Origin of the sequence: Leclercia sp. J807, from assembly GCF_009734465.1 — a bacterium.
Classification (GTDB): Bacteria; Pseudomonadota; Gammaproteobacteria; order Enterobacterales; family Enterobacteriaceae; genus Enterobacter.
Genome location: NZ_CP046446.1, coordinates 1,422,268 through 1,444,789 on the forward strand (window position 1 = coordinate 1,422,268; position 22,522 = coordinate 1,444,789).

A 22,522-nucleotide genomic window follows, 5' to 3' on the forward strand; every position below is an offset into this window, starting at 1 on the left:
CGATGCTGTCAGGTGCACTGCGCGGTGACGCTAATCACCGGGTCAGCGGATCGAGACGGCAGTTGATAGTGGGCGGAGCAGTGCGCGCCTGGGCCTTTGCCCCAGCTGACGTTGACACTGCCCCGGGCGTGCATCCCGGTCAGGTAGACCTGACCGCCATCACCAACGATAAATTCGCCGCTCTCATGGGCCGGCGCCGCCGTGGCACCAAAGGGCACCGGACGTCCATCGGCGCGGGTGAGGGTCAGCAGCACCCGGCTGCCGACGCGGGTATTAAAGTGGGTACGCACAACCGCCCCACGAGTTGGGGTAATCACTTTGGCTGCCTGGCCGACGTCGGCCCCCGCAGGCAGACTCTCGGTATCCAGCGCTACGGTGTTGTGATGGTACGGCGTGACGTAAGGCACGATGGCATAGCCGCGATAGTCGGTTTTCACCCCGGTCTGGTTTTCGATTCTGGTGCCGCTGGCCCCCGGCGCCTCCACCAACGCCACCGTATCCCCCATCGGCTGGCCGAGGGTCACGCCGTGGGCGTGGACAATCATGCTCCCCTGCACGCCGAGGTTGAGCTGGCGCTGTTGGTCATCCTGGGAATAGCCTGCCGTCATCTCGCCGTAGGTGGCTTTGTAATCGCTGTTCAGGTTGGTGCTGTAGCCGGAATCGTGGCTGTGGCCCTGCTGCACCCCCCAACTGAGGTTATTACCCGCCAGCGCAGTGCCGTTCAGTCCGAAGCTCTGGCTGGTGTCATGCTTGCTGTTGTTAAAGGTGTAATTGACCCAGGTATTGCTCAGCCAGTGATCCAGCGGAACGGAGACGTTAAAGCCGAAGGTCTGCTCGTTCTCCCGCTGGTCATCGTCATTGTCATTTTCATCCTGGACGTTTTTGCTCAGGCCATAGTTGATACCGTAGCTGATGCCGTGCCAGCTGCCGTTATAGCCGATGCTCAGCGAGGTCATGCTCTGATCGCTGTGCCAGTAATTCTCTTTGACCAGGCTTAACGTCAACGAGCCCAGGGAGTCGCCCAGGGATTGATCGACGGTGGCCTCCTGGCGGTTACGCCGGCGATCCGCCGGGCTCCAGTCGTCGTTGTGGGTATGGGAGTCAAACACATCCGCCATGGTCTCAAACCCGGCGCTGTTGTAGCGATACCCGGCCACCGTAAAGTGGGTGCCGGTGTTAGCGAAGTCTTTGCTGTAGCGCACCCGCCAGGCGCGGCCACGGGAGGTTTTCTGTCCCGCCATCTGCGATTTTGCCGCGGTCATATCCACGGAAAACGCTCCCCAGTTACCGATGTTCTTCCCGGTGCCAAGCGCCAGGGCATCGTAATATTCACTGGTCTGGATGCCGCCGTAGGCAGTGATATCGTACGGCAGGCCGTAAATCCCGGTGCCCTGCAGAAACGGCGTCTTCTCCACGCTGTGGTCATAGCTGCGGTAGCGCCCGCCGGTCAGGCTGTACTTGAACCGGCCCTCACGCTGCAAAACCGGCACCGAGGCGTAAGGCACCACGAAGTGCTGCTCGCTGCCGTCGGTCTCTTTGACGGTGACGTTCAGATCGCCGCTGCCGCCGGTAGGGTAGAGATCGTTAATTTCGAACGCGCCGGGCGCGACGTAGTTCTGATAGATCACGTAGCCGTTCTGGCGCACTACCACCTGGGCGTTGCTGTGCGCCACGCCGCGAATGCGCGGGGCGAAGCCCTTCAGGCTATCCGGCAGCATGTCATCGTCGGAGGCAATCTGCGCCCCGGTGAACGACAGGCTATCAAACACGTCGGAAGGGGTGGAGCTTTCTCCAAGGGTGACGACGCTGCCCAGCGACAGGATATTGCGCTGGGCATAGCTGTAGACCGGGGAGAAGTCGTGCTGCGTGGTGCGATCGTCCCGGGTCCGGCTCCAGGTGGAGTAGTTGCGCAGACGCCAGGCGCCGAGGTTCAGTCCCGGCCGCAGGTTCAGGTATTCATTGCGCTCGTGGCTGCTCTCTTCACCCCGGCCGTGGCTATCCCCGGCGGAGTAGCTGTAGTTCAGCAGGAAGGCGTTGATCCCGTTGTCCATCTCTTCCGGCGCCACGTAACCGTGGGGCACCGGTGTGATGGCCGCCTGGGGGATACTCAGCAGCAGCTGCTGCTGGCCGGGGCGGAAAGTGGCACTGGCGGCAGGTAACCCAGAGAGATCGACACAGCCGTCATCCGTTGTGACGCTGAATTTATCGCTCTGGATACCCAGGCTCTTGAGGGTGTCTGGCGAGAGGCAGGGTTGCAGGGTGGCCGGGCCGTTGGCCGGCTGTTGCAGGTCAAAGGCAATTTTTCTGTTGGCGACTTTATTATTATTCACATAGACATCCACCTGATAGTTCCCCGGCGCGATGCCCGGGCCCTTCTCATACAGCGAGAGGTCGGTTTTGCCCTGGCCGGGGGGGTCGATATCCAGCAGCGCCGGGTTGAAGTAATCCTCCGCCAGCACCTGCTGCACCCCCACGCTCAGCACCGCGCAGCCCAGGGCAACCAGCAGAGCGCGCAGGGGATTACGGGGGGCTTTGGTGGAGTAGTCCCAGGCCATGGCAGCGTCGGGCTTATTGCAGAGGCGCAGACAAGGCGTGGCTCACCGCGCCATAGTCGTTGATGATTTTCCAGGAAACGGTGTTTCCGGTGATGCCGCCCGGCACGGCAAAGTGCGCGTCGCTGTCCGGGGCTACCCAGGTGACGTTGCTGACTTTTTTGCCGCCCACGGTGATGGCCTGGAAATTCATGTAAAACGGTGTTGGGTTGCTCACCACCAGGTTATTACCCTGTTTGTGCCAGCGTAATTTATCCGCCACCTCATCCGGCTTGCCGCTCACTCCGCTCGGACGGTAGATCAGTTTGATCCGCGTTTTAATGGCGATTTGCAGCGTGTTGCTGCTCTCGTTGCGGGAGGTGGAGGGAATGGATTTGATATTCAGCCAGTAGAGCGATTCGCGGTCGTCTGGCAGATTGCCCCCGGTGCGCACCACGCGCAGGACGTTGTCCTGTTTGCCATCAAGGCGAAACAGTGGCGGGGTGATGAGGAACGGCGCTTTATCCTGCCCGGCATCGGCGTTCTCTACCCAGGACTGCACCAGGTAGTCGAGGTTATCCGGGTTGGAAATCCCTAACGACGCTTCTTTTTTATCTCCCTGATAAATTAAACGGGTCCCTTCGATAATCACGCCGGCGTGAGCGGCAGTGGTCATAACTAACAGGGAGGCGATGAAAATAGATTTACGCATGGTGGGACTCTGAATAAAGCTGACAACGCCTGGCCGCAGAGGCCAGGCGCCGCAGGATTAGTTGTACATGACGGTAAAGGTGGAGACCGCATTAGCCGAACCGGCGGTGATGGTGCTGCCGGTCTGGATATAGCGTGCGCCGAATACCAGATCGTTGGTGGTGGTGCCAGACTGCAGCGCATAGCTGGTCGAGGCGGTATAGAGGCTCAGCGGATTTTCGGTTTTATCCAGCAGCTGAATACCCACGCCGGTTGCCGCACCAGTACCTGGGGTGACGGCCAGCACGTTGGCGTTGGTGCCGTCAGCGGAGCCACCAAAGGTGATGGCCGCGCTGGTGATGGTTTCCGGGCAGTCTTTCAGCTGAATATCAAAACGGGTTGTCGCAGTGGTGGAGCCGGAACCGGTAAAGGCCGTTTGTGACACTTTGCCGAGGGAAACATCCAGCGGGCTGCTGACACCATTGACCACCTGGCAGGCGGAGTCGATGATCTCACCCGTAAAATTAATTTGCCCCTCGCCGCTGGTTGCAGCCCAGGCAGAGACAGAACAACATAATGCAGTGGCAATAAAGGTGCCGGAGACAATTTTACGCATAATAATTCCTGAGTGAATTCCGGTGTTTATAACATCCGTTGTGATTAATTTTTGGAAAAAAGCGGGGCGACTTTTTACCGGGGGTAATTTACGAAATTAATCATTGGTAGATAACTATTGGCCCGGTCAATAGTGATTTCATTAATGCTTGATTTTTTATTTTTACTGTAATTACAGTGGGATGGTGTTATTGCCGCCCGGCAGCAATAAGAGAAATGTCTGTCCGATGGCCTCTTATCAACGCTATAGTGTTAACAAGATGTCACAAGGGGAAACAACGTGGATTATCGCAAAATTATCAAAGAGGTCGGGCGGGGGAAAAACCACGCCCGCGACCTGGATCAGGAGACCGCCCGGGCGCTCTATACCGCGATGCTGAACGGCGAGGTGCCGGACCTGGAGATGGGCGGCATTTTGATTGCCCTGCGCATTAAGGGTGAAGGCGAAGGCGAAATGCGCGGCTTCTATGAGGCGATGCAGGCACAAACTCTGCGCCTGACGCCGCCGGTTGCGAAGCCGATGCCGGTGGTGATCCCGAGCTACAACGGCGCACGCAAGCAGGCCAACCTGACCCCGCTGCTGGCGATCCTGCTGCATAAGCTAGGTTTCCCGGTGGTGGTGCATGGCGTGAGTGAAGATCCGACCCGTGTGCTGACGGAAACCATTTTCACCCTGCTGGGCATTGAGTCGACCCGTCACGGCGGCCAGGCGCAGGCGAAGCTCGACGGCCATCATCCGGTCTATATCCCGGTGAGCACTCTCTGTCCGCCGCTGGAAAAACAGCTGGCGATGCGCTGGCGCATGGGGGTGCGTAACAGCGCCCACACCCTTGCCAAGCTGGCGACGCCCTTTGCAGAAGATGCCGCGCTACGCCTTTCCAGCGTGTCGCACCCGGAATATGTCACCCGCGTGGCGACGTTTTTTGCCGATATCGGCGGCAGAGGGCTTCTGATGCACGGGACGGAAGGCGAAGTCTATGCCAACCCGCAGCGCTGCCCGCAGCTAACGCTGATTGATGCGGCGGGCACCCGGGTGGTGCTGGAGCGTGGCGAAGAGAACAGCGACGTTGTGCTGCCGCAGGCAAAAGATGCCGAAACCACGGCGCGCTGGATTGAGGGCTGCCTCGCCGGGCGCGAAGCGGTGCCGCACTCCCTGAAGCTGCAGATGGCCTGTTGCCTGCTGGCGAGCGGCCAGGTGGAAACGGTCGATGCCGGGCTGGCGTGGGTTAACCAGAGTTTTTAACTAAAAAAAGGCCCGTCCAGCGATGGACGGGCCAAAAAATAACAACAGGGTCAATGAGGGTTGGAACATCTCGCCAGCGAACTGGCGAGCAGAGCAGAGATAAGGGTCAGGTTATTTGTAGATAACCGCAGTACCGCTCAGCTTGTTGTTGGTGTTAGCGGAGGTAATGGTGTAACCGGTCGCGCCAGCGGCTTCAGCTTTTGCCGCCAGGCGTGCTTCCAGACCATCCAGAGTGGTCGCGCCTTCTGCACTGACCACACCGATTTTATTCATGCTGTTTGCCTGGGCAGCGGTTACAGATTCCGCAGCGAAAGCACCGAAAGAGAGGGTGGTCAGGGCAACAGCAGCAACAGCATATTTGATGGTTTTCATGGTCAGTATCTCGCAGGTTATTCTGTTAAGGGGACGTTGTTCCGTCGATGTGATAAGTATCACGCTTTTTTGCGAGAGATAAAATCGAAGAGAATTGACGTCATCATTCGAAAAATTTGAATGACAAATAAGTTATTGAATATTAATAAATTCAGTGAATGGATTTACGTTTCTTGCCGTTGCGCTTTACAGACGCGGCGGTGAGGGCACATTTTGCCAAACCTGCGGTGAAAAAGCATGCGCTAAAAGGTAATCGCTTGCGTGGTGATGTCGCCGTACGGCCAGTCATCGCAACTGGCTGTCTTTCGATCCTCTGCGATTATATCCTGCATGTGATGCGTTATGTGAATCTTTCTCCTGCTGACAGGCGATGCACAGCCGCACGCCAGGCACCGCTTTACGCCGCGCTTCGGGGATCGGCTCTTCACACTCTTCGCAGAATTTCAGGCTTTCGCCTCGCGGAATTTCGCCCCGCGCCCGCGCCACCGCATCTTCAATGGTACTGTTGATCTGTTCGTTAACGGCGTCATCATTCGCCCAACCGGAAGCCATAGACCCCTCCTGACAGGTTATTGCGCTGTTCAGTAACTATGGGGCCAAAAAACGTACAATCAAGGCGAACGGCTAGATTTCAGACCATTCACGCAGCAGGTTGTGATAGAGATTCAACAGGGAGAGCACTTCATCGCTTTCGCCGTGGCGGGCGCGAAGGGTCTGAATGTTGCGATCCAGCTCGAACAGCATGCCGCGCTTTTTATCGTCGCGGATCATCGACTGGATCCACATAAAGGAGGCTACCCGCACGCCGCGGGTGACCGGCGTGACGCAGTGCAGGCTGCTGGAGGGATAGAGCACCAGATCCCCCGCCGGGAGCTTGATGCTGTGCTGGCCGTAGGTGTCGTTCACCACCAGCTCGCCGCCCTCGTAGCTGTCGGGGTCGCTTAAAAAGAGGGTGGCGGAGAGATCGGTCCGCATCCAGCCGCTTTGTGGATGGCTGCGCACGGCGCCGTCAACGTGAAAACCGTAGGTCTCCTGCTGCTGGTAGCGGTTAAACAGCGGGCTTGAGATCTGGCGCGGCAGAGCGGCGGCAAAAAAGAGCGGGTGCTGATTCACCGCCTGCAATACCGCGGCCTGTAGCGTGGCATACAGCGGGCTTTGGGTGTCGACCTGCTGGTTGTTTTTAACCTGCGCGCCCTGGTTGCCTACCGTAGCGCGCCCGTCAATCCAGGGGGCCTGCTCCAGTTGGGCGCAAAAGTGCGCTACCTCATCGGCGTTCAGCACGCCCGGAATGTGATACATCATAAAAGGTTCTCCGAAAGGTGGGGCCGAAGCCCCACGCGGGATCAGAAGTGCAGGTTCGCCGTTAACATAAAGGTGCGTGGCTCGCCCGGATGGTAACGGTAGCCGCTCTTATTGATGGAGGCGACATAGTCTTCATCAAACAGGTTGTAGACGTTGAGCTGCATGTCGAGGTTGCGGTTGACGCGATAGCCCAGTTTGGCATCCGCCACCCAGTACCCTTCGGTAAACGACGGCGTACCCACCGCGCCGTCAGCGCCACGATGCATGCTGCCAATATAGCGGGCGCCTGCGCCAACGGAGAGATCGTCCGTGGCCTGGTACTGGCTCCACAGGGTGAAGGCATGTTCCGGGGTATACGGGAGGGAAGAGGTGCCATCCTGCGCCACGTCATTGCCGGTGCGCACGCTGGCGCGCTGCTGGGTATAGCCGCCGATCACCTGCCAGGCCGGGGTGATGTTACCCGCTGCCGACAGCTCATAACCCTCGACACGTTTTTTACCGTACTGGGAGTAAGTGCCGTCGTCGTTCTGCTCGACTTCGTTTTCGATGTCGGTGCGGAAGATCGCCGCGGTCAGCAGCAGACGCTTATCGAGCACTTGCCATTTGGTGCCCAGCTCGCTGGTTTTGGCCTTCTGCGGCTTAAAGTCGGTGCGGTTGGCGCTGCTGCCGGTTCCGCCCTGGGCCAGCGCGAAGTTATTGCCGCCCGGCGGCTGCTGGGAGATGGCGTAGTTCACATAGACGTTGCCGTATTCGTTCAGGTGATAAAGCGCCCCAGCCTTCCAGTTGACCAGGTTACCGGAGGTGGCGGTATCAACCGTCGTGACCGGGGAACCTTTCGGCGTGCCGCTCGGGCAGGCCACAGCCCCACGCCCCGTGCCGCCGCAGATGCTGGCGCTGTCATATTCGGTATGGTACGTGTCCAGACGAATCCCGCCGTTCAGCTCGAAGTCACGGGTGACCTGCAACGTATCGAAGGCGTACAGACCGAAGGTATCGGTCCGGCCATTGGCATTGGCACCGCTGTTGTTCAGACCGCCGATGTCGATATTGCTGTTCGGGTGATAGATATTGACCGGCGGCGGGGTGATGGCATCCACGCCGTAGTTGGTCTGGGTTTCGCGGGTGAACTCCACCCCGGTGCTGATGTCGTGCCCGACGCTGCCGGTATAGAATTTGGTGGTCAGGTTGGTCTGGTTGGTGAGGATCTTGTTGCTGACATCTTTGGTGTTGGCGTTACGCGACCAGGTCCAGGTGTCCACGTTGTTGCGATCCGGCTGGGTGATATTGCTGGCCCCGCCCATCACGGCGGTCATCAGATAATCCTGCTTCACCCGCGACCAGCGCGTGGTGTTGCGCAGGGTGGTGTTGTCGTTAAAGTCGTGCTCAAAGCGCATCGTGGCGGTGTCAGACGTAGAATCGTCGTAATCGGAATCGGTGCCGTAGAAGTTGCTGGTGTTCACCTTGCCGGAGTGATTCAGCGCCGCGGTGCCTGCCGATGGGGCAGAGTAGCCCGGCAGCCCGATCGTCGGAATGCCGCCATCCGGGGTGTTGTGCTGGGTGACATGCAGGTAGTTCAGGTAGAGGCGGTTTTCCGTTCCCAGCCCCAGGGCGAGGGAAGGGGCCACGCCGTAGCGCTCGTTTTTAACGTTATCGCGCCCTTCATCGTGAGTTTTTTCCCCCATCAGGTTCAGACGAAACGCCGAGGTATCGCCCATCACCTGGTTAATATCGAGGGTTCCACGGCGCATATAGGCGCTGCCAATGCTGGCAGAGGCATCAATACCGGAATCCAGACGCGGCTGTTTGCTGATCATATTGATGGAGCCGCTCGGGGCGCTGCGTCCGTAATCGCTGCCGGACGGCCCTTTGATCACTTCTACCTGTTCGGTGTTGAAGGTGTCGCGGGTGGTGGTGCTGATGTCGCGAATACCGTCAACGTAGATGCTGTTCGAGGTATCCACGCCGCGCATGTAGACCGCGTCACCGGTGGTGGAGTTGCCGTTTTCACCGGCAAAGAAGGCGCCGACACCCGGGACGTTTTTCAGCGCGTCGGTCAGATTGGTGGTGCCCTGATCCTTCAGCACCTGCTCGGAGATCACCGTCATGGTACGAGTCGTGTCTGCCACCGGGCGGCTGAATTTGGCGTCGGCAGACTTCTGCGGGGCGTAGAGCGAAGGCGGGGCGGCCTCTACCACCAGGGTATCGTCAGGTTTGTTATCCGTGCTGTCTGCGGCAAGAGCTGTCGCCACCGGGGAAAGACCGATACACAGACCCGCAAAAAAGGTCAGCGAGTTAAAGCTGTTCGGAACGTTGCGATTTTTATCCATATTGTTTAGCGACTTATAATTTTTAGTATTGAGTTTCCATTACGTTGTCAGGCAGGTCTGAGCCTTATCCTGTGCCACGTGATATCCGTAATGAGCCTACAAATGATAATTATTGTGATAAACATTATCATTTGGCGTGACTTTTTATCACTCTCGTCAACAAAATGAAATACGTAAATTTACATTGCCTGCTAAAAAACTTCACAAAGTGGATTTCGGGCAAGAAATGAACTGCACCCCGGGGGATGCAGTTGCAGTGCAGGGCGGGGGATTACTTGTAAATCGTGGCGGTACCGAACATGGTGTTGTCGCCGCTGGCAGAATTCACCACATAGCCTTTAGCACCTTGTTCACGCGCTTTCTCAGCCAGTTTGTCCTGCAGATCGTCAAGGTTTCTTGCGCCAGAAGCCTGCACGGTTCCGGCTGGTCTTAGTTGACCGGTATCGCCATTGCTGAGTGATTCGATTGACCATGCAGCAAACGACGCACCTGCCAGTGAAGCGGCAGCGAGCATTACCAGGTATTTTTTCATAATCACTTCCTCTGATTGACAACGGGTGATGCACACTAAGTGTAGAACGGCCCAGAGTGTGATTTAGGGCAAAAAATTGATGATGATCTGCTTATTTTTTGAACGACATTTTTTGACAATTACATGACAAATCAGCGACATACAGGTGACTGATTTCTGGTGTTTTATTCTGCGGCGCAGAGAAATATTTACCGTTGCGCCCGCAACGGGTATCTTACGCCGCTGTTTACAGGAGAACGCCATGACATCCCAGAAGCCGGGGTTGCACCCTCGCAACCGCCACCGTAGCCGTTACGACATGAATGCCTTATGCGAGAGCTGTCCGGCGCTGCGCGAATTTATCACCCAGACGCCCACAGGCGAGCCAACGGTGAACTTCGCCGATCCACAGGCGGTGAAGACGCTGAATAAAGCGCTGCTGATGCATTTCTACGGGGTAACGCAGTGGGATATTCCGGACGGCTATCTCTGCCCACCGGTGCCGGGGCGTGCCGACTATATTCACCATCTCGCCGATCTGCTGGCGGAGGGTAACAATGGCGTCGTTCCCGCAGAGGCAACCCTCCTGGATATTGGCACCGGCTCGAACCTTATTTATCCGCTGATTGGTGTGCATGAATATGGCTGGCGCTTTACCGGCAGCGAAGTGGACCCGCAGGCGTTTGCCAACGCCACGGCCATCATTAACGGTAACCCCGGCATGAGCCGCGCCATCCGTCTGCGTCGTCAGAAAGAGGCCTCGGCGATCTTCACGGGTATCATCCATAAAAACGAACAGTACGACGCCACCCTGTGCAATCCGCCGTTCCATGATTCCGCTGAATCCGCCCGGGCGGGCAGCGAGCGTAAGCGTCGCAACCTCGGCCAGGCGACCGATGCCGCGCTGAACTTCGGCGGCCAGCAGCAGGAGCTGTGGTGCGAAGGCGGCGAAGTGGCCTTTATCACAAAGATGATTGCCGAAAGCGCCCAGTTTGCCCGTCAGGTGAAGTGGTTTACCACCCTGGTCTCCCGCAGCGAAAACCTGCCGCCGCTCTACCGCGCCCTGACCGACGTCGGCGCGGTGAAAGTGGTGAAAAAAGAGATGGCCCAGGGACAGAAGCAGAGCCGCTTTATCGCCTGGACCTTTATGGACAACGCCAAACGCCGCCAGCGTTAACCGCTTCTCCCCGGTAGCGCTGCGCTTACCGGGGCTACAGGGTGGGCTCCTGCGGTGACGGTGGTGTCGTGCCCGGCGACGGCAGCAGCTGATACATCTGCACCGGCATCCGCACGTTCGCCAGGTCAAAGTGCTTTTTCACCATGCTGTCGAGGGCGAAACGCACCGTCCACTGTTTCAGCGGCTGGGTGGTGAACGACACGCGCAGAGTAAAGGCGGTGCTGGTCAGGCCGACAATCCCGGCAAACGACGGCTCGCCGATAATCAGCCCGCGAATATCCTCTCTTTCCAGCAGCTCATCCACTGCCGCTTTCAGCGCATCTTTCGCTTTTTCGGCATCTTCATGCCTGTCCACGTCATAGTTCGCCACCACCGACCCGATGCCGCGGACAAAGTTGGCAAAGGTAGTGATCGATGACCACGGAATGATGTGATACGCCCCGGTATCCTGCCGCACCCCCACCGAACGAATCGACATCCGCTCCACCGTGCCGGTCAGCGGCCCGATGGTTACCAGATCCCCGGTATTCATCCCGTTTTCAAACTGAATAAAGATCCCGGTGATGATGTCTTTTACCAGCGTCTGGGAACCAAAAGAGATCGCCAGCCCCAGCGCCCCGGCCCCTGCCAGCAGCGGAGCGATGTTGACGCCAATTTCCGAGAGCACAATCATGATGGTAATGGTGCTGATGACCACCGCCAGCGCGTTACGAAACAGCGTCAGCAGCGTTCGGGCGCGGGCGCTGGGCAGTGGACGGCCATGAATATCTGACGCCAGCCGGTTTTCGATCAGGCTCGCCAGGATTGTCCAGCCGATGGCGGAGAAGAAGAGGATCAGCGCGATACGGATCAGAATATCGACCGTCTTTTCCCCTGCGCCGTTGTGCAGCCAGTTCCAGAAATCGAACAGCCCCCAGGCGCTGAGCAGCAGCATAATGGCCACGCAGACCGTCAGGAACCGCGCCACCTTCAGCGACACGGAGATCCAGCCGTTGAGCCGTTTTTGCAGCTCCGGGTAGCTGCGCTGCACGTGCGGTGAGAGGGTGATGGTTTTAGCCAGCCAGCGGGAGAGCAGCCCCGACACAAAGGCGGCAATGCCGACGATGGCCAGGCTGCGGAAGGTCGCCCCCATCATAAACTTGAGGCTGTTGCCCGGATCGAAGAGGGAGAAGAAGCAGAGCACAATAAAATAGGCGCTCGCCAGCCAGTGCCACACGAGGGCAAAAGCGCGAATAAACAGGCTGAAGAAGGCCAGCGAACGGTCGGCAAGGTGGAGCAGCCCCTCGGTAATGGCGCGCTTGTTATGAAAGATCAGGTACAGCGCCCAGACGGTAATACAGAGCATGATCAGCACGTTGGCCAGGGCGCCAATCTGCACGTTGACCTGATTGGAGATAATTGGCACCGCCACCAGCAGGCCATAGCCGATAAGGCCGCTCAGAATACTCAGGCGTAGCGACCAGTACTGCGCGGCGCTGTCGTTAATGGCGAAAGGTCGCAGATCGGGCACCCGCGGGCAAAATATCAACCGCAGGATCGCTTTGAAGAATTCAATCAGCGCGAAGGCATTGAGGAACAGCGCCTGCTGGAAGGCAATGGTCGGGTTGCCGGTGTTGAGGTACTCGCGCAGCATCTGGCCAATAAACAGGGTTAGCGCCAGCAGCAGCAGATCGATAATAAAGGCCGCGGCGATGGTCAGCGGCAGATGAACCCAGCTGCTGGTTTCGCGGTTCTTTTTGCGCCCCCAGCTCCCCATTTTGCGGTACAACGGCCAGGCGCAGAGCCTCACCATCCAGTAAAAGGCAAAGACCAGTCCGGCCAGGATCAGAAACTGCTGCGCGGCGGCGGTAAAGGTTTGCGGGTTAAAGGCCTTATGCGGGGAGCCGATCAGGTTGCGGTAGAGCTGGGCGAAACGGGAGGCGAGGGCATCGCCATAGTGACGGCTGATATCAGTGACGTTCTCCAGCACCGTTTTCTCTTCGGTGATCTCCGGCGGGGTTATTTTAGGCACCGGTGTCTCAGGCGGTGTGGCAGCTACGCTGCGCAGCTGATCGATCAGCTCCTTGCGCGAGGCGTCATTTTCCAGCACATCTGCCAGCGCCGAGTAGGCCGCCTTTTTCTGCTCAACGTCCGGCTCCGGTGGCGGCGTGCTCTGCTCGCTGGCAGTGGCGGCGGGAATGCCCGGCAGGCTGACGGCCTGGGCAGGCAGACAAAACAGGCTTATCAGGAGCAGCAAAATCCACGGCACGATGTCCTCCGGTGACAAAATTGTGCAAAGTGATAAGTATAGAAGGCGAGCGGAAGCGGGGGGTTTTTGGGAGAATTCCGGCAATAAAAAAGCCGGGTGGCGGCTACGCCTACCCGGCTTACAAAAGGCAAAAACTTACGAAACGTGCTGCAAAAACTCCTGCAAACGCTGGCTCGGTGGGTTTTCAATCAACGCCTGCGGATTACCATCTTCGGCAATACGGCCTTTGTCGATGAAAATCAGGCGTGAGGCCACTTTCTCAGCAAAGCCGATTTCGTGGGTCACGATCACCATGGTCATCCCTTCTTCCGCCAGATCCTGCATAACCTTCAGCACTTCGTGGCGCAGTTCCGGGTCGAGGGCCGAGGTTGGCTCATCGAAGAGCATCATCTTCGGTTTCACCGCCAGCGCACGGGCGATGGCCACGCGCTGCTGCTGGCCGCCGGAGAGCTCGGACGGGTAGTGATGCCCGCGCTCCGCCAGCCCCACTTTCGCCAGCAGCTCTTTTGCAAGCCGCTCGGCTGCCGCTTTGTCGGCACCGCGCACGCGCAGGGGGCCAAACATCACGTTTTCCAGCGCCGTCAGGTGCGGGAAGAGATAAAACTGCTGGAACACCATGCCCGCTTCCTGGCGGATCAGGCGTTCGTCCACTTTCGGGTCGTTGACCTTCAGGCCATCGACAATCAGATCGCCGCTGGTGATCTCCTCCAGCTTGTTGATGCAGCGCAGCAGGGTCGATTTACCGGAGCCGGACGGCCCGATAATGACCACCACTTCGCCGGTCTGAATAGTCAGGTCGATGTTGTGCAGCACCTGGGTCTGACCAAAGTGCTTGGAAACGTTTTTAAATTCAATCACAGGATTTTCATCCTTTTTTCAAGACGACGCAGCACGAAGCTCAGCGCCAGCGTAATAATCAGATAGACCACGGCCACGGCGCTCCAGATCTCCAGCGCACGGAAGTTACCGGCAATGATCTCCTGGCCCTGACGGGTCAGTTCAGCCACGCCGATAACAATGAACAGCGAGGTGTCTTTAATGCTGATGATCCACTGGTTACCCAGCGGTGGCAGCATACGGCGCAGCGCCAGCGGCAGGATCACGTGGCGGATGGTTTCGCGACGGGAGAGACCCAGTGCCAGACCAGCCTCGCTGAAGCCTTTATGGATCGACAGTACCGCACCGCGGGTGATCTCGGCGATATAGGCGCCGGAGTTGATCATGATGGTGACCACCGCCGCGCTGAAGGGGTCAATGCGCAGGTCGGTAAAGGCCATCGGCAGGGCGAAGTAGATAAACATCACCTGCACCACAATCGGCGTGCCGCGGATCACTTCGATGAAAACCAGCGCTACGTGGTTGGCTATCCAGCCGCCGTAAGTGCGGGCAAAACCGGCGACAAGGCCGATAATCAACCCGCCAACCAGACCGAGGACCGAAATCCACAGGGTCATTTTGGCGCCTTCAAGCAAAAGAGGAATGGCGGGCCAGATGGCGCTCCAGTCAAACTGCATGATGAGTTCCTGTATACCGTGGTGAAAACAAACAGTCAGCGACAGTGTGCGTGACTAAAATTGCAGGCCCGGTGAGCGCGCGCCACCGGGCCTGACAGAGCCTGGATCAGGCTGAATTATTTAGGTTCAGTACCGAACCATTTTTTATAGATTTCGTTGTAAGTGCCGTTCTCGCGCAGGGTTTTCAGCGCGCCATTCACTTTAGTACGCAGCTCGTCGCTACCTTTCGGGAAGGCGATACCGTATTCCTGTGCTTCCAGGGAATCACCTACCGCTTTGAACTTGCCATTGCCTGCGGTTTTGATGAAGTAAAGGATGTTTGGTGTGTCGTGCAGCACAGCGTCAGCACGGTTGGTGCCGAGTTCCATATAGGCGTTGTCGATGTTCGGGAACTGGCGCAGATCTTTCGATTTGATGTTGGCCTTGGCGTAATCAACAGAACCGGTCCCGCTCTTCACCGCAACCACTTTGCCGTCGAGATCTTTCACGCTTTTAACGTCGTTGTTATCCGCTTTCACCATCACCAGCAGGCCGCTTTTGTAGTAGCCGTCAGAGAAGTCGATCGCTTTTTTACGTGCGTCAGTAATGGTGATACCGGCCAGCGCCAGGTCAACGTTTTTGGTTTGCAGTGCCGGTACAATGCCGCTGAAGTCCATTGGCTTCAGGGTGTAGTCCAGCTTCAGTTCTTTCGCGATAGCCGCCCACAGATCCACATCAAAACCAACGTACTGGTCGCCCTGTTTAAATTCGAACGGTACGAAGGCGGTGTCGGTGGCAACAATCAGTTTCTTATCAGCAGCCTGAGAAGAGACCGCAAAAGCCAGGGTAAGTGCAGCCAGTGAAACTTTTAATACAGACTTCATAGCATTTCCTTTTATATCCACGGGGCGATCCCCTGCGAGAACGAACGCTCTATGAAAAAATCGTGCCAACTTTACAACGTGTTGTTTTTGCAAGGCCAGGACGGATTTCATTGCACAAAAAAGGTCACAATGGCGGTCAATTGCACCATAACGAAGCACTGTTTTGGTGCAGTGAAACGCCATCACTAACGGTTATGCTATTTAGCGCAAATATTGATGAGAAAACAATCTTTCATTAACGATTGTGTGAGGTGATTATTACAAATGCTTTACGTTTAGCGGGGGAGAGGAGAAATGACTGCACCATAAAAGTGCAAAACCCCCGCCAGGAGCGAGGGTGTGATAGCAAAATGCTATGGATTACTCGATGTTAGACTCGATGAACCACAGGAACTGATCCAGGTCGCGGGAAGCCGCGGTCAGGATATCTGCCGTGTCTTCGTCTTTCACTTCGCCAATCGCTTTACGCACGTCGTTGGCGACAACAGCATAACGATCCGCCAGCTCTTTCAGGTGGTCCTGAACGCTATGGATATCCAGCGGGTAGCTCTTCAGCGGGGTTTTGCTGTTGATCACCTGGGTTGTACCCAGCGCCACGCCGCCCAGCTGCACAGCGCGTTCAGCCATGGTATCCAGGTGAGTAGTCAGTGCAGTGCGGAAGCCATCCAGCATCTCATGCACAGCAATAAAGTTGGCACCGCGCATATTCCAGTGAGCCTGTTTAGTAATCAGGGACAGGTCAATGAACTGGATCACCTGGCGATTCAGCAGCTCAATCGTCGCTTTCTTATCGCTGTCTGACACATCGTTACGGGTATACAGCAGATTAGGTGCTTTTGTTTTTACCAGTTTAGCGGTAGGCATAATCTCATTTCCTCTTGATGTTGGCGTCCAAAGTTATTTCGAAATTAAGTATAGCACCGGCTATAGATAGCGCGACCGGGTCCTGCCTATCGGTTTAATAGTAAAAGGTTGGTTGTGATATATAACTATTTGAAAATAAATGGATACTTATATCGGTGGGTAAATTAATCTTATTTTTGAAGGACTTTGAAGGAGGGGCGTAAAATATTTCAAAATAATGACGCTAATGCGAATGGGAATATTTTGCCAGGGAACCGCTCCCCGGCAAAATAACACCCGCTAGCGAATATCCACCTCTTCGACTTTACTCTCCCGGCGCAGGGTGAGGGTCGAACCCATCGAGGCGGCAATGATCGAGCAGAGCGCCAGGGTCTGGGTGAAGGTCAGGGTTTCGCCGAGGAATATCATTCCGGATATCGCCGCGAGGGCGGGTTCCATACTCATCAGGGTGCCGAAAATACGCGTCGGCAGACGCGTGAGGGCAATCATCTCCAGCGAGTAGGGGAGCGCCGTTGAGAGCACCGCCACCGCCAGCCCCACCGGCAGAATTGACCACTGCCAGATCGATTCTGTGGCCTGGGCCATCCCCAGAGGAACGAAAACTATGGCGGCGATAAGCGACCCGAGGGCGACCGTTGCCGGGCCGTGCTCTTCGCCGGCGCGCTGGCCGGTCAGAATATAGATGGCCCAGCAGGCACCTGCTCCCAGCGCCAGCGCCGCGCCGGTGAGATCGACGTGCGAAACATCCTGGCCCAGCGGCAACAGGAACCACAGCCCCAGCACCGCCAGTACCACCCAGATAAAGTCCACCGGACGTCGGGAGGAGAAGAGGGCTACCGCCAGCGGGCCGGTGAACTCCAGCGCCACGGCGATCCCCAGCGGCACCGTCTGAATCGACAGGTAAAAGAGGTAGTTCATCGCCCCCAGCGACAGCCCATAAAAGAGCAGGGGCAGGCGCTGCTCCTTCTGAAAGCGCAACCGCCAGGGTTTAAAAATCACAACCAGGATCAGGGTACCGAGCGCAATACGCAGCGCCGTCACGCCAGGGGCACCCACCACCGGAAAGAGCGATTTTGCCAGCGAAGCGCCGCTCTGTATGGAGAGCATGGCAATAAGAATGACGATTACGGGCAACCAGACCGGCGCCCTGCGAGACAACCCAGGCATCCTTTCTCCTGTCAGTTTGTGTCAAAGGAAGTAAAGAGGAGGAGTGTAAAGGAAATAACGCCGGGCGGTTGAGACTTTGTTGAAAAAAAGTCGTCACAAATCCGTAAAATGGCCTCATACGGCAGAATGATTTCTGTAACAGATTAGGAATCATCTGGATGAATGTATTGTGACTGACGCGCACTATTAGCGTTATGAAACACAAATGTGGTGTTTTTTGAACAAGATAGCTGCTGGTAGAAATGTTTAGTTACATGAAAACCCGCGTTAGACATCACGAATCACAAAGAGTTCACAAGTTTTTTTGATATATTTAAAACTTACGGATTTACTTGAAGCACATTTGAGGTGGTTATGAAAAAAATTGCATGTCTTTCAGCACTGGCGGCCGTTCTGGCTGTTTCCGCAGGTTCCGCAATGGCAGATACGTCCACCGTTACTGGCGGTTACGCTCAGAGCGATATGCAGGGCGTAATGAACAAAACCAACGGTTTCAACCTGAAATATCGCTACGAGCAGGATAACAACCCACTGGGTGTTATCGGTTCCTTCACCTACACCGAGAAAGACCGTTCTGAAGACGGCGCGTACAACAAAGGTCAGTACTACGGCATCACCGCTGGCCCGGCTTACCGTCTGAACGACTGGGCAAGCATCTACGGTGTTGTGGGTGTTGGCTACGGTAAATTCCAGCAGACTGAAAACCAGGGCTTCAACCGCACTGCAAGCAACAGCGACTACGGTTTCTCCTATGGCGCAGGTATGCAGTTCAACCCAGTTGAAAACGTTGCGCTGGACTTCTCCTATGAGCAGAGCCGCATCCGTAACGTTGATGTTGGCACCTGGATCGCGGGCGTAGGTTACCGCTTCTAATCACTTCGGTGAGCCAATATAAAAACCCGCTTCGGCGGGTTTTTTTGTTTTTCTCCCCATCATGTTGGATAGAGGAGGGGATGAGGAGAATATGCGGCTCGGAGGTTTGTTCCGTTCACTTCATGTTCTGTGCTTCTCTTTCAGCAGCGTCACCTGTGAACGTGTTAAGGGGGCTACCGCCGCCCCCTTAACAATCCCGGCTCCCGGCAAAGAAAATCGCCGCGTTGCGGTACCCTCAGCTTATGCCCTCCGGCTATCGGGTCGGGCGTGATCCTACATCCATGTAGGTCACGCCCTCTCGGCGCATCCCTGCGCCTCGCCCCGGCCTACGGTCAACGCTTCGGCGATTTTCAGCCGGACCAGGGAGCCGCTGTAAGACGTTTATTGTTCTGTAATTATGTTATTGCTGCGACAGAAAAAATTTACCGGCTTTTCGTCTCAAACAGATCCGTCCCCAGATGGTTGTAATCAACTTTCTGTAATTTAAAGTTGGTCACATACACCGGCGGCGCTTTATCGTTCGACAGGAATCGGTACTTATTCGCGATCTCTTTGGCAGTGATCCCCGTCCACTGCGAGAAGAAGCTTAAGAAATCATTCGCTGAGCGGCGCGCTTTGATGATGCGATGGGCTTTGTCATCGCTCGACAGCACCATAAACGGCACCTGGAAGTTCTGCTGATAAGCGTCGTCGTGCGCCAGATACTGCACCTCTTTCCCGCGCTCTTTGAACGCCAGCCCGTGATCGGAAAAATAGACCATTGAGAAGCTCTCGCCGGTGTTTTGCAGCTGAGCATAGAGCTTGCTGAGCAGGTCATCGGTCTGGGTCATGGTGTAGAGATAGCACGAGGTTTCTTTCGACTGCACGAACTCGGCATATTTCCCCTGAGTGCGATCGCAGGCCTGCGGATGGGAACCCATCAGGTGCAGAACGATCAGCTGCGGCTGAGTGCGATGGCTGCTGAAGACCTGTTCGGTCATCTTCAGTAATGCCTCATCCCGGGTATTTTTATCCGCCTCGAAATCACCACTTTTCAGGAAATGCACTTCGTCAGCCCGTTTGGCAATGCTGGCAATGGCGGTATCGTATTCGCCGATCTGCCCCTGGTTGGAGAACCACCAGCTCTGGAAGCCCGCGCGGTTGGCGAGGGTCACAAAGTTATCCTGATACTGCGGCTTGTTGTCCACCACCGGGTTAAGCGTCAGCCCCAGCGACTTCTGGGTAGAACCGCTGGCGGCAATGTAGTCGGTAAACAGGGTACCGTTAACCTTGCTGGCAAACGGGGTGTTATTCCAGTGGCCGCCAAAGGCGCCCAGCGCATCGCGGCGGGCGCTTTCACCGATCACCACCATATAGATGTGATACTTCGGTTTTACCCCCAGCACGTTCCAGGTGTCCTTCATCTGCGACAGTTCGGCCATCCGGGCCTGCTCTTCAACCACTTCCTGGTTGTTCACCACCACATCTTTGACGAAGCGAAACACCGGATAGCCGGTATCTTTCAGCTTGAAGACGCCGCCCCAGGCCAGGTTCTGCACCGGGGCGACGAAAAAGGCCACCACGCTGAAGACCAGGCACAGGCTGTCGATTTTGCTCCACGCGTTTCTGGGCTGCGGCTTACGGCGCACGGCAATCACGCCGAGCGCAAAGATAAACAGGGCGACGATATAGCTGTACCACGGGAAGATGGTGAGGATCTCCGTCGACTCTTCCATATTGGTAGAGTGCATCGCCAGCAGGGTATTAAAGTTTGGCGCGCCGTAGGCCTGACCAAAAGGGAAATACATAGCCGCCACCAGCGAGCAGACGCCGACTACCCCTTTCTGCAGTCGCGGCGCGCTGAGCCACAACAGATGCAGGATACAGGTGAAGGCAACGGCATACAGCAGGCTAAATTCGTAGCCCAGGGCAAAGTTAATCAGCAGCGACTGTAAAAAATAGAATCCCGTCCACGGGCTTAAGGCCCGGCTGCGGGTAATGAGCGTCTCTTTCAGGGTTAAATTCATAGGTCACTATCGCGAAAACGCCATGTGCTCACCCTGGCGCCAAGGGTCAAAACCTGCCTGAGAATGCGTAGAAGGGGGATTGAGGTCCGCATCTGCGAGCCGCAAAAAGTGCAGGGCTGCAAGAAGATAGAGCCAGTAAGGTATAACGTCAACAGATATAAAAGGGGTGTTTTGCGAAGAGGGCTGCATTTCCGTAAAAAAGCTCGGGGAATAGCCGTCCGCGAGGGAGTATAGCGATGAAAAATGACAAAAAAATGAAGCGGCGTACCGCGACGCCGCTTAGTGGGAAGGTTTGTTCTGCTCTGGCTTGCCGTTGATGATGTCGCAAATCATATTCAGCAGCATTAAGCGTACCTTAAAGGGAGAGTGGCTAAACACGCGCATACACCTCTTGAATTCGTTCATATGACCTCCTGCGGGTTGATCCCTTCGATCCTTGAAGGGTGACTGCATTACATACAGATATAGCACAGGCTATGTTGTATAGCTATGGCTATTACGTTAATTTTTTGTGCTTGTGTAGCGATGGTTTACAATGGCCGCTTATGCATTGATACGCTTGATGTGTCACCGGATTGAGGAAGCACAATGAATCGCCGTGCAGGTAAACCAACAACAAAAAAAATGACGCAACTGGTCAATGTCGAAGAGCATGTCGAAGGCTTTCGCCAGGTTCGCGAAGCGCATCGCCGCGAGCTGATTGATGATTATGTCGAGCTGATCTCGGATCTGATCCGCGAAGTAGGGGAGGCCCGTCAGGTGGATATGGCGGCGCGTCTTGGCGTTTCCCAGCCGACGGTGGCAAAAATGCTCAAGCGTCTGGCCACGGTGGGCCTGATCGAAATGATCCCCTGGCGCGGCGTCTTTCTCACTCCGGAAGGGGAAAAGCTGGCGCAGGCGAGCCGCGAGCGCCATCAGATTGTGGAAAACTTCCTGTTGGTGCTGGGCGTCAGCCCTGAGATTGCCCGCCGGGATGCCGAGGGAATGGAACACCACGTCAGCGAAGAGACGTTGCAGCAGTTCCTGGTCTTTACGCTGAAACACGGATCCGCCGCAGAATGACCCTTCCAGGCCTGCGGGCGCTGGCCCGCGATCGTTTCTTTCATCTGTTGCTGGTGGTGGGGATTGGGCTCAGTTTTCTGGTTCCCTTCGCACCTGAGCGCTGGCCTGCCGCCATCGACTGGCACACCATTATTACCCTCGCCGGGCTGATGATGCTCACCAAAGGGGTCGAGCAGAGCGGCTTTTTTGACGTGCTCGGGCGCAAGATGGTGCGCCGTTTCGCCACCGAGCGGCGCCTGGCGCTGTTTATGGTCTTCTCAGCCGCGCTGCTCTCCACCTTCCTGACCAATGATGTGGCGCTGTTTATCGTGGTGCCGCTGACGCTCACGTTGCGCAAGCTGTGCGAGATCCCGGTCAACCGGATGATCATCTTCGAGGCGCTGGCGGTTAACGCCGGGTCGCTGTTGACCCCGATTGGTAACCCGCAAAACATCCTGCTGTGGGGACGCTCCGGACTGTCGTTCGCCGCCTTTACCTGGCAGATGACGCCGCTGGCGCTGGTGATGATGTTAACCCTGGCGCTGCTGTGCTGGTTTGCTTTCCCGGCAACGCCGCTGCGCTATCACAGCGGCAGCGCCATCGCCCAGGCGAAACCGCGGCTGGCATGGAGTTGTCTGGCGCTCTATCTGGTCTTTCTGGTGGCTCTCGATCTGAAACAGGAGCTATGGGGCGTGCTGCTGGTGGCGGGGGGCTTTCTGCTGCTGGCGCGTCGGGTGCTGATAAGCGTGGACTGGACGCTGCTGCTGGTGTTTATGGCGATGTTTATCGATGTGCACCTGCTGGTTCAGGTCCCGGCGTTGCAGGGCATGCTGCAGAACGTCACCCATCTGTCGCAGCCGGGGCTGTGGCTCACCGCCATCGGGCTGTCGCAGTTTATCAGCAACGTACCCTCGACCATTCTGCTGCTGAACTATGTGCCGCCGACGGCGTTACTGGCCTGGGCGGTGAATGTCGGGGGCTTTGGTTTGCTGCCGGGCTCCCTCGCAAACCTCATCGCCCTGCGGATGGCAAACGATCGCCGGATCTGGTGGCGCTTCCATCTCTGGTCGCTGCCGATGCTGGTCTGGGCCGGGTTCGTCGGTTTCGGATTATTCCTTCTCATATAGTGCCCTATTTGTCAGTTTTTCCTGGCAAATGTATAGCAACGTCCTAACTTT

General features: G+C 56.6%; 21 protein-coding genes. 5 read left to right on the forward strand and 16 right to left on the reverse strand.

Going from position 1 to position 22,522, the window contains the following annotated elements; all coding sequences use genetic code 11:
* Positions 1-8 precede the first annotated feature (8 nt).
* From GNG26_RS06620 to GNG26_RS06630, 3 genes are read right to left on the reverse strand one after another with little or no spacing between them, the layout of a single operon-like run.
* On the reverse strand, positions 9-2,555 hold the full coding sequence (locus GNG26_RS06620; protein WP_156238208.1) for a fimbria/pilus outer membrane usher protein: 2,547 nt from the start codon (positions 2,553-2,555) through the stop codon (positions 9-11).
* A gap of 13 nt (positions 2,556-2,568) precedes the next feature.
* On the reverse strand, positions 2,569-3,243 hold the full coding sequence (locus GNG26_RS06625; protein ID WP_114315564.1) for a molecular chaperone: 675 nt from the start codon (positions 3,241-3,243) through the stop codon (positions 2,569-2,571).
* Between the two features lie 57 nt (positions 3,244-3,300).
* Positions 3,301-3,837, reverse strand: coding sequence for a fimbrial protein (locus tag GNG26_RS06630; RefSeq protein WP_103823507.1), 537 nt, complete (start codon positions 3,835-3,837; stop codon positions 3,301-3,303).
* 279 nt (positions 3,838-4,116) lie between these two features.
* On the opposite strand from GNG26_RS06630, the gene ybiB reads away from it, so the two are divergent.
* Positions 4,117-5,079, forward strand: a complete 963-nt coding sequence (gene ybiB / locus GNG26_RS06635) for a DNA-binding protein YbiB (RefSeq protein WP_156238210.1) — start codon at positions 4,117-4,119, stop codon at positions 5,077-5,079.
* Between the two features lie 111 nt (positions 5,080-5,190).
* On the opposite strand, the gene ybiJ is transcribed toward ybiB, so the two are convergent.
* The 5 genes from ybiJ to mcbA all read right to left on the reverse strand — a co-directional run bounded on the left by ybiJ (position 5,191) and on the right by mcbA (position 9,612).
* Entirely contained in the window at positions 5,191-5,451 is a 261-nt protein-coding gene (ybiJ, locus tag GNG26_RS06640) for a DUF1471 family protein YbiJ (RefSeq protein WP_103178785.1), read from the reverse strand.
* A gap of 285 nt (positions 5,452-5,736) precedes the next feature.
* Positions 5,737-6,003, reverse strand: a complete 267-nt coding sequence (locus tag GNG26_RS06645) for a DksA/TraR family C4-type zinc finger protein (protein WP_039029401.1) — start codon at positions 6,001-6,003, stop codon at positions 5,737-5,739.
* A gap of 72 nt (positions 6,004-6,075) precedes the next feature.
* Entirely contained in the window at positions 6,076-6,753 is a 678-nt protein-coding gene (gene ybiX / locus GNG26_RS06650) for a PKHD-type hydroxylase YbiX (RefSeq protein WP_156238211.1), read from the reverse strand.
* Between the two features lie 41 nt (positions 6,754-6,794).
* The gene (locus GNG26_RS06655) at positions 6,795-9,080 is read right to left on the reverse strand and encodes a catecholate siderophore receptor Fiu (protein WP_156238213.1); all 2,286 of its coding nucleotides are present in this window, start codon (positions 9,078-9,080) and stop codon (positions 6,795-6,797) included.
* 271 nt (positions 9,081-9,351) lie between these two features.
* Complete coding sequence (mcbA, locus tag GNG26_RS06660; protein WP_103823503.1) at positions 9,352-9,612, reverse strand: DUF1471 family periplasmic protein McbA; 261 nt, start codon at positions 9,610-9,612, stop codon at positions 9,352-9,354.
* Positions 9,613-9,853: 241 nt separating this feature from the next.
* On the opposite strand from mcbA, the gene rlmF reads away from it, so the two are divergent.
* The gene (rlmF, locus tag GNG26_RS06665; RefSeq protein ID WP_197080136.1) at positions 9,854-10,768 is read left to right on the forward strand and encodes a 23S rRNA (adenine(1618)-N(6))-methyltransferase RlmF; all 915 of its coding nucleotides are present in this window, start codon (positions 9,854-9,856) and stop codon (positions 10,766-10,768) included.
* 34 nt (positions 10,769-10,802) lie between these two features.
* Here the strand turns inward: rlmF and ybiO are convergent, their stop codons facing one another.
* From ybiO to rhtA, 6 genes are all read right to left on the reverse strand, one after another.
* Entirely contained in the window at positions 10,803-13,016 is a 2,214-nt protein-coding gene (gene ybiO, locus GNG26_RS06670) for a mechanosensitive channel protein (protein ID WP_156238215.1), read from the reverse strand.
* Between the two features lie 135 nt (positions 13,017-13,151).
* The gene (glnQ, locus tag GNG26_RS06675) at positions 13,152-13,874 is read right to left on the reverse strand and encodes a glutamine ABC transporter ATP-binding protein GlnQ (RefSeq protein ID WP_156238216.1); all 723 of its coding nucleotides are present in this window, start codon (positions 13,872-13,874) and stop codon (positions 13,152-13,154) included.
* A complete protein-coding gene (glnP, locus tag GNG26_RS06680) occupies positions 13,871-14,530 on the reverse strand; it encodes a glutamine ABC transporter permease GlnP (protein WP_103823501.1) in 660 nt (219 codons plus the stop codon). Before glnP ends, glnQ begins: the two co-directional genes overlap by 4 nt.
* Before the next feature lie 116 nt (positions 14,531-14,646).
* Positions 14,647-15,393 carry a glutamine ABC transporter substrate-binding protein GlnH gene (glnH, locus tag GNG26_RS06685; protein WP_103178793.1) on the reverse strand — a complete coding sequence of 249 codons (747 nt, stop codon included), beginning with the start codon at positions 15,391-15,393 and terminating at the stop codon, positions 14,647-14,649.
* Positions 15,394-15,753: 360 nt separating this feature from the next.
* The gene (gene dps / locus GNG26_RS06690) at positions 15,754-16,257 is read right to left on the reverse strand and encodes a DNA starvation/stationary phase protection protein Dps (protein ID WP_103178794.1); all 504 of its coding nucleotides are present in this window, start codon (positions 16,255-16,257) and stop codon (positions 15,754-15,756) included.
* A gap of 279 nt (positions 16,258-16,536) precedes the next feature.
* Positions 16,537-17,424, reverse strand: a complete 888-nt coding sequence (gene rhtA, locus GNG26_RS06695; RefSeq protein WP_114315557.1) for a threonine/homoserine exporter RhtA — start codon at positions 17,422-17,424, stop codon at positions 16,537-16,539.
* Between the two features lie 354 nt (positions 17,425-17,778).
* Between rhtA and ompX the strand changes: the two genes are divergently transcribed.
* Positions 17,779-18,297 (forward strand): outer membrane protein OmpX, encoded by a 519-nt coding sequence (ompX, locus tag GNG26_RS06700; protein WP_114315556.1) that lies wholly within the window; start codon positions 17,779-17,781, stop codon positions 18,295-18,297.
* Between the two features lie 422 nt (positions 18,298-18,719).
* On the opposite strand, the gene GNG26_RS06705 is transcribed toward ompX, so the two are convergent.
* Entirely contained in the window at positions 18,720-20,303 is a 1,584-nt protein-coding gene (locus GNG26_RS06705) for a phosphoethanolamine transferase (RefSeq protein ID WP_156238218.1), read from the reverse strand.
* A gap of 279 nt (positions 20,304-20,582) precedes the next feature.
* A complete protein-coding gene (gene mntS / locus GNG26_RS06710) occupies positions 20,583-20,708 on the reverse strand; it encodes a manganase accumulation protein MntS (protein ID WP_103178798.1) in 126 nt (41 codons plus the stop codon).
* A 183-nt stretch (positions 20,709-20,891) separates the two neighbouring features.
* Between mntS and mntR the strand changes: the two genes are divergently transcribed.
* Together mntR and GNG26_RS06720 are read left to right on the forward strand one after the other, a co-directional pair.
* Positions 20,892-21,365, forward strand: coding sequence for a manganese-binding transcriptional regulator MntR (mntR, locus tag GNG26_RS06715; protein ID WP_156238220.1), 474 nt, complete (start codon positions 20,892-20,894; stop codon positions 21,363-21,365).
* A complete protein-coding gene (locus GNG26_RS06720) occupies positions 21,362-22,471 on the forward strand; it encodes an anion transporter (protein ID WP_156238221.1) in 1,110 nt (369 codons plus the stop codon). Before mntR ends, GNG26_RS06720 begins: the two co-directional genes overlap by 4 nt.
* The last annotated feature ends 51 nt before the right edge of the window (positions 22,472-22,522 follow it).

Bases quoted from the DNA above. Each gene is read 5' to 3' on its own strand.
- GNG26_RS06620 (WP_156238208.1), bottom strand. From the start codon at position 2,555: ATGGCCTGGGACTACTCCACCAAAGCCCCCCGTAATCCCCTGCGCGCT.
- GNG26_RS06625 (WP_114315564.1), bottom strand. From the start codon at position 3,243: ATGCGTAAATCTATTTTCATCGCCTCCCTGTTAGTTATGACCACTGCC.
- GNG26_RS06630 (WP_103823507.1), bottom strand. From the start codon at position 3,837: ATGCGTAAAATTGTCTCCGGCACCTTTATTGCCACTGCATTATGTTGT.
- ybiJ (WP_103178785.1), bottom strand. From the start codon at position 5,451: ATGAAAACCATCAAATATGCTGTTGCTGCTGTTGCCCTGACCACCCTC.
- GNG26_RS06645 (WP_039029401.1), bottom strand. From the start codon at position 6,003: ATGGCTTCCGGTTGGGCGAATGATGACGCCGTTAACGAACAGATCAAC.
- ybiX (WP_156238211.1), bottom strand. From the start codon at position 6,753: ATGATGTATCACATTCCGGGCGTGCTGAACGCCGATGAGGTAGCGCAC.
- GNG26_RS06655 (WP_156238213.1), bottom strand. From the start codon at position 9,080: ATGGATAAAAATCGCAACGTTCCGAACAGCTTTAACTCGCTGACCTTT.
- mcbA (WP_103823503.1), bottom strand. From the start codon at position 9,612: ATGAAAAAATACCTGGTAATGCTCGCTGCCGCTTCACTGGCAGGTGCG.
- rlmF (WP_197080136.1), top strand. From the start codon at position 9,854: ATGACATCCCAGAAGCCGGGGTTGCACCCTCGCAACCGCCACCGTAGC.
- glnP (WP_103823501.1), bottom strand. From the start codon at position 14,530: ATGCAGTTTGACTGGAGCGCCATCTGGCCCGCCATTCCTCTTTTGCTT.
- glnH (WP_103178793.1), bottom strand. From the start codon at position 15,393: ATGAAGTCTGTATTAAAAGTTTCACTGGCTGCACTTACCCTGGCTTTT.
- dps (WP_103178794.1), bottom strand. From the start codon at position 16,257: ATGCCTACCGCTAAACTGGTAAAAACAAAAGCACCTAATCTGCTGTAT.
- rhtA (WP_114315557.1), bottom strand. From the start codon at position 17,424: ATGCCTGGGTTGTCTCGCAGGGCGCCGGTCTGGTTGCCCGTAATCGTC.
- ompX (WP_114315556.1), top strand. From the start codon at position 17,779: ATGAAAAAAATTGCATGTCTTTCAGCACTGGCGGCCGTTCTGGCTGTT.
- GNG26_RS06705 (WP_156238218.1), bottom strand. From the start codon at position 20,303: ATGAATTTAACCCTGAAAGAGACGCTCATTACCCGCAGCCGGGCCTTA.
- mntS (WP_103178798.1), bottom strand. From the start codon at position 20,708: ATGAACGAATTCAAGAGGTGTATGCGCGTGTTTAGCCACTCTCCCTTT.
- mntR (WP_156238220.1), top strand. From the start codon at position 20,892: ATGAATCGCCGTGCAGGTAAACCAACAACAAAAAAAATGACGCAACTG.
- GNG26_RS06720 (WP_156238221.1), top strand. From the start codon at position 21,362: ATGACCCTTCCAGGCCTGCGGGCGCTGGCCCGCGATCGTTTCTTTCAT.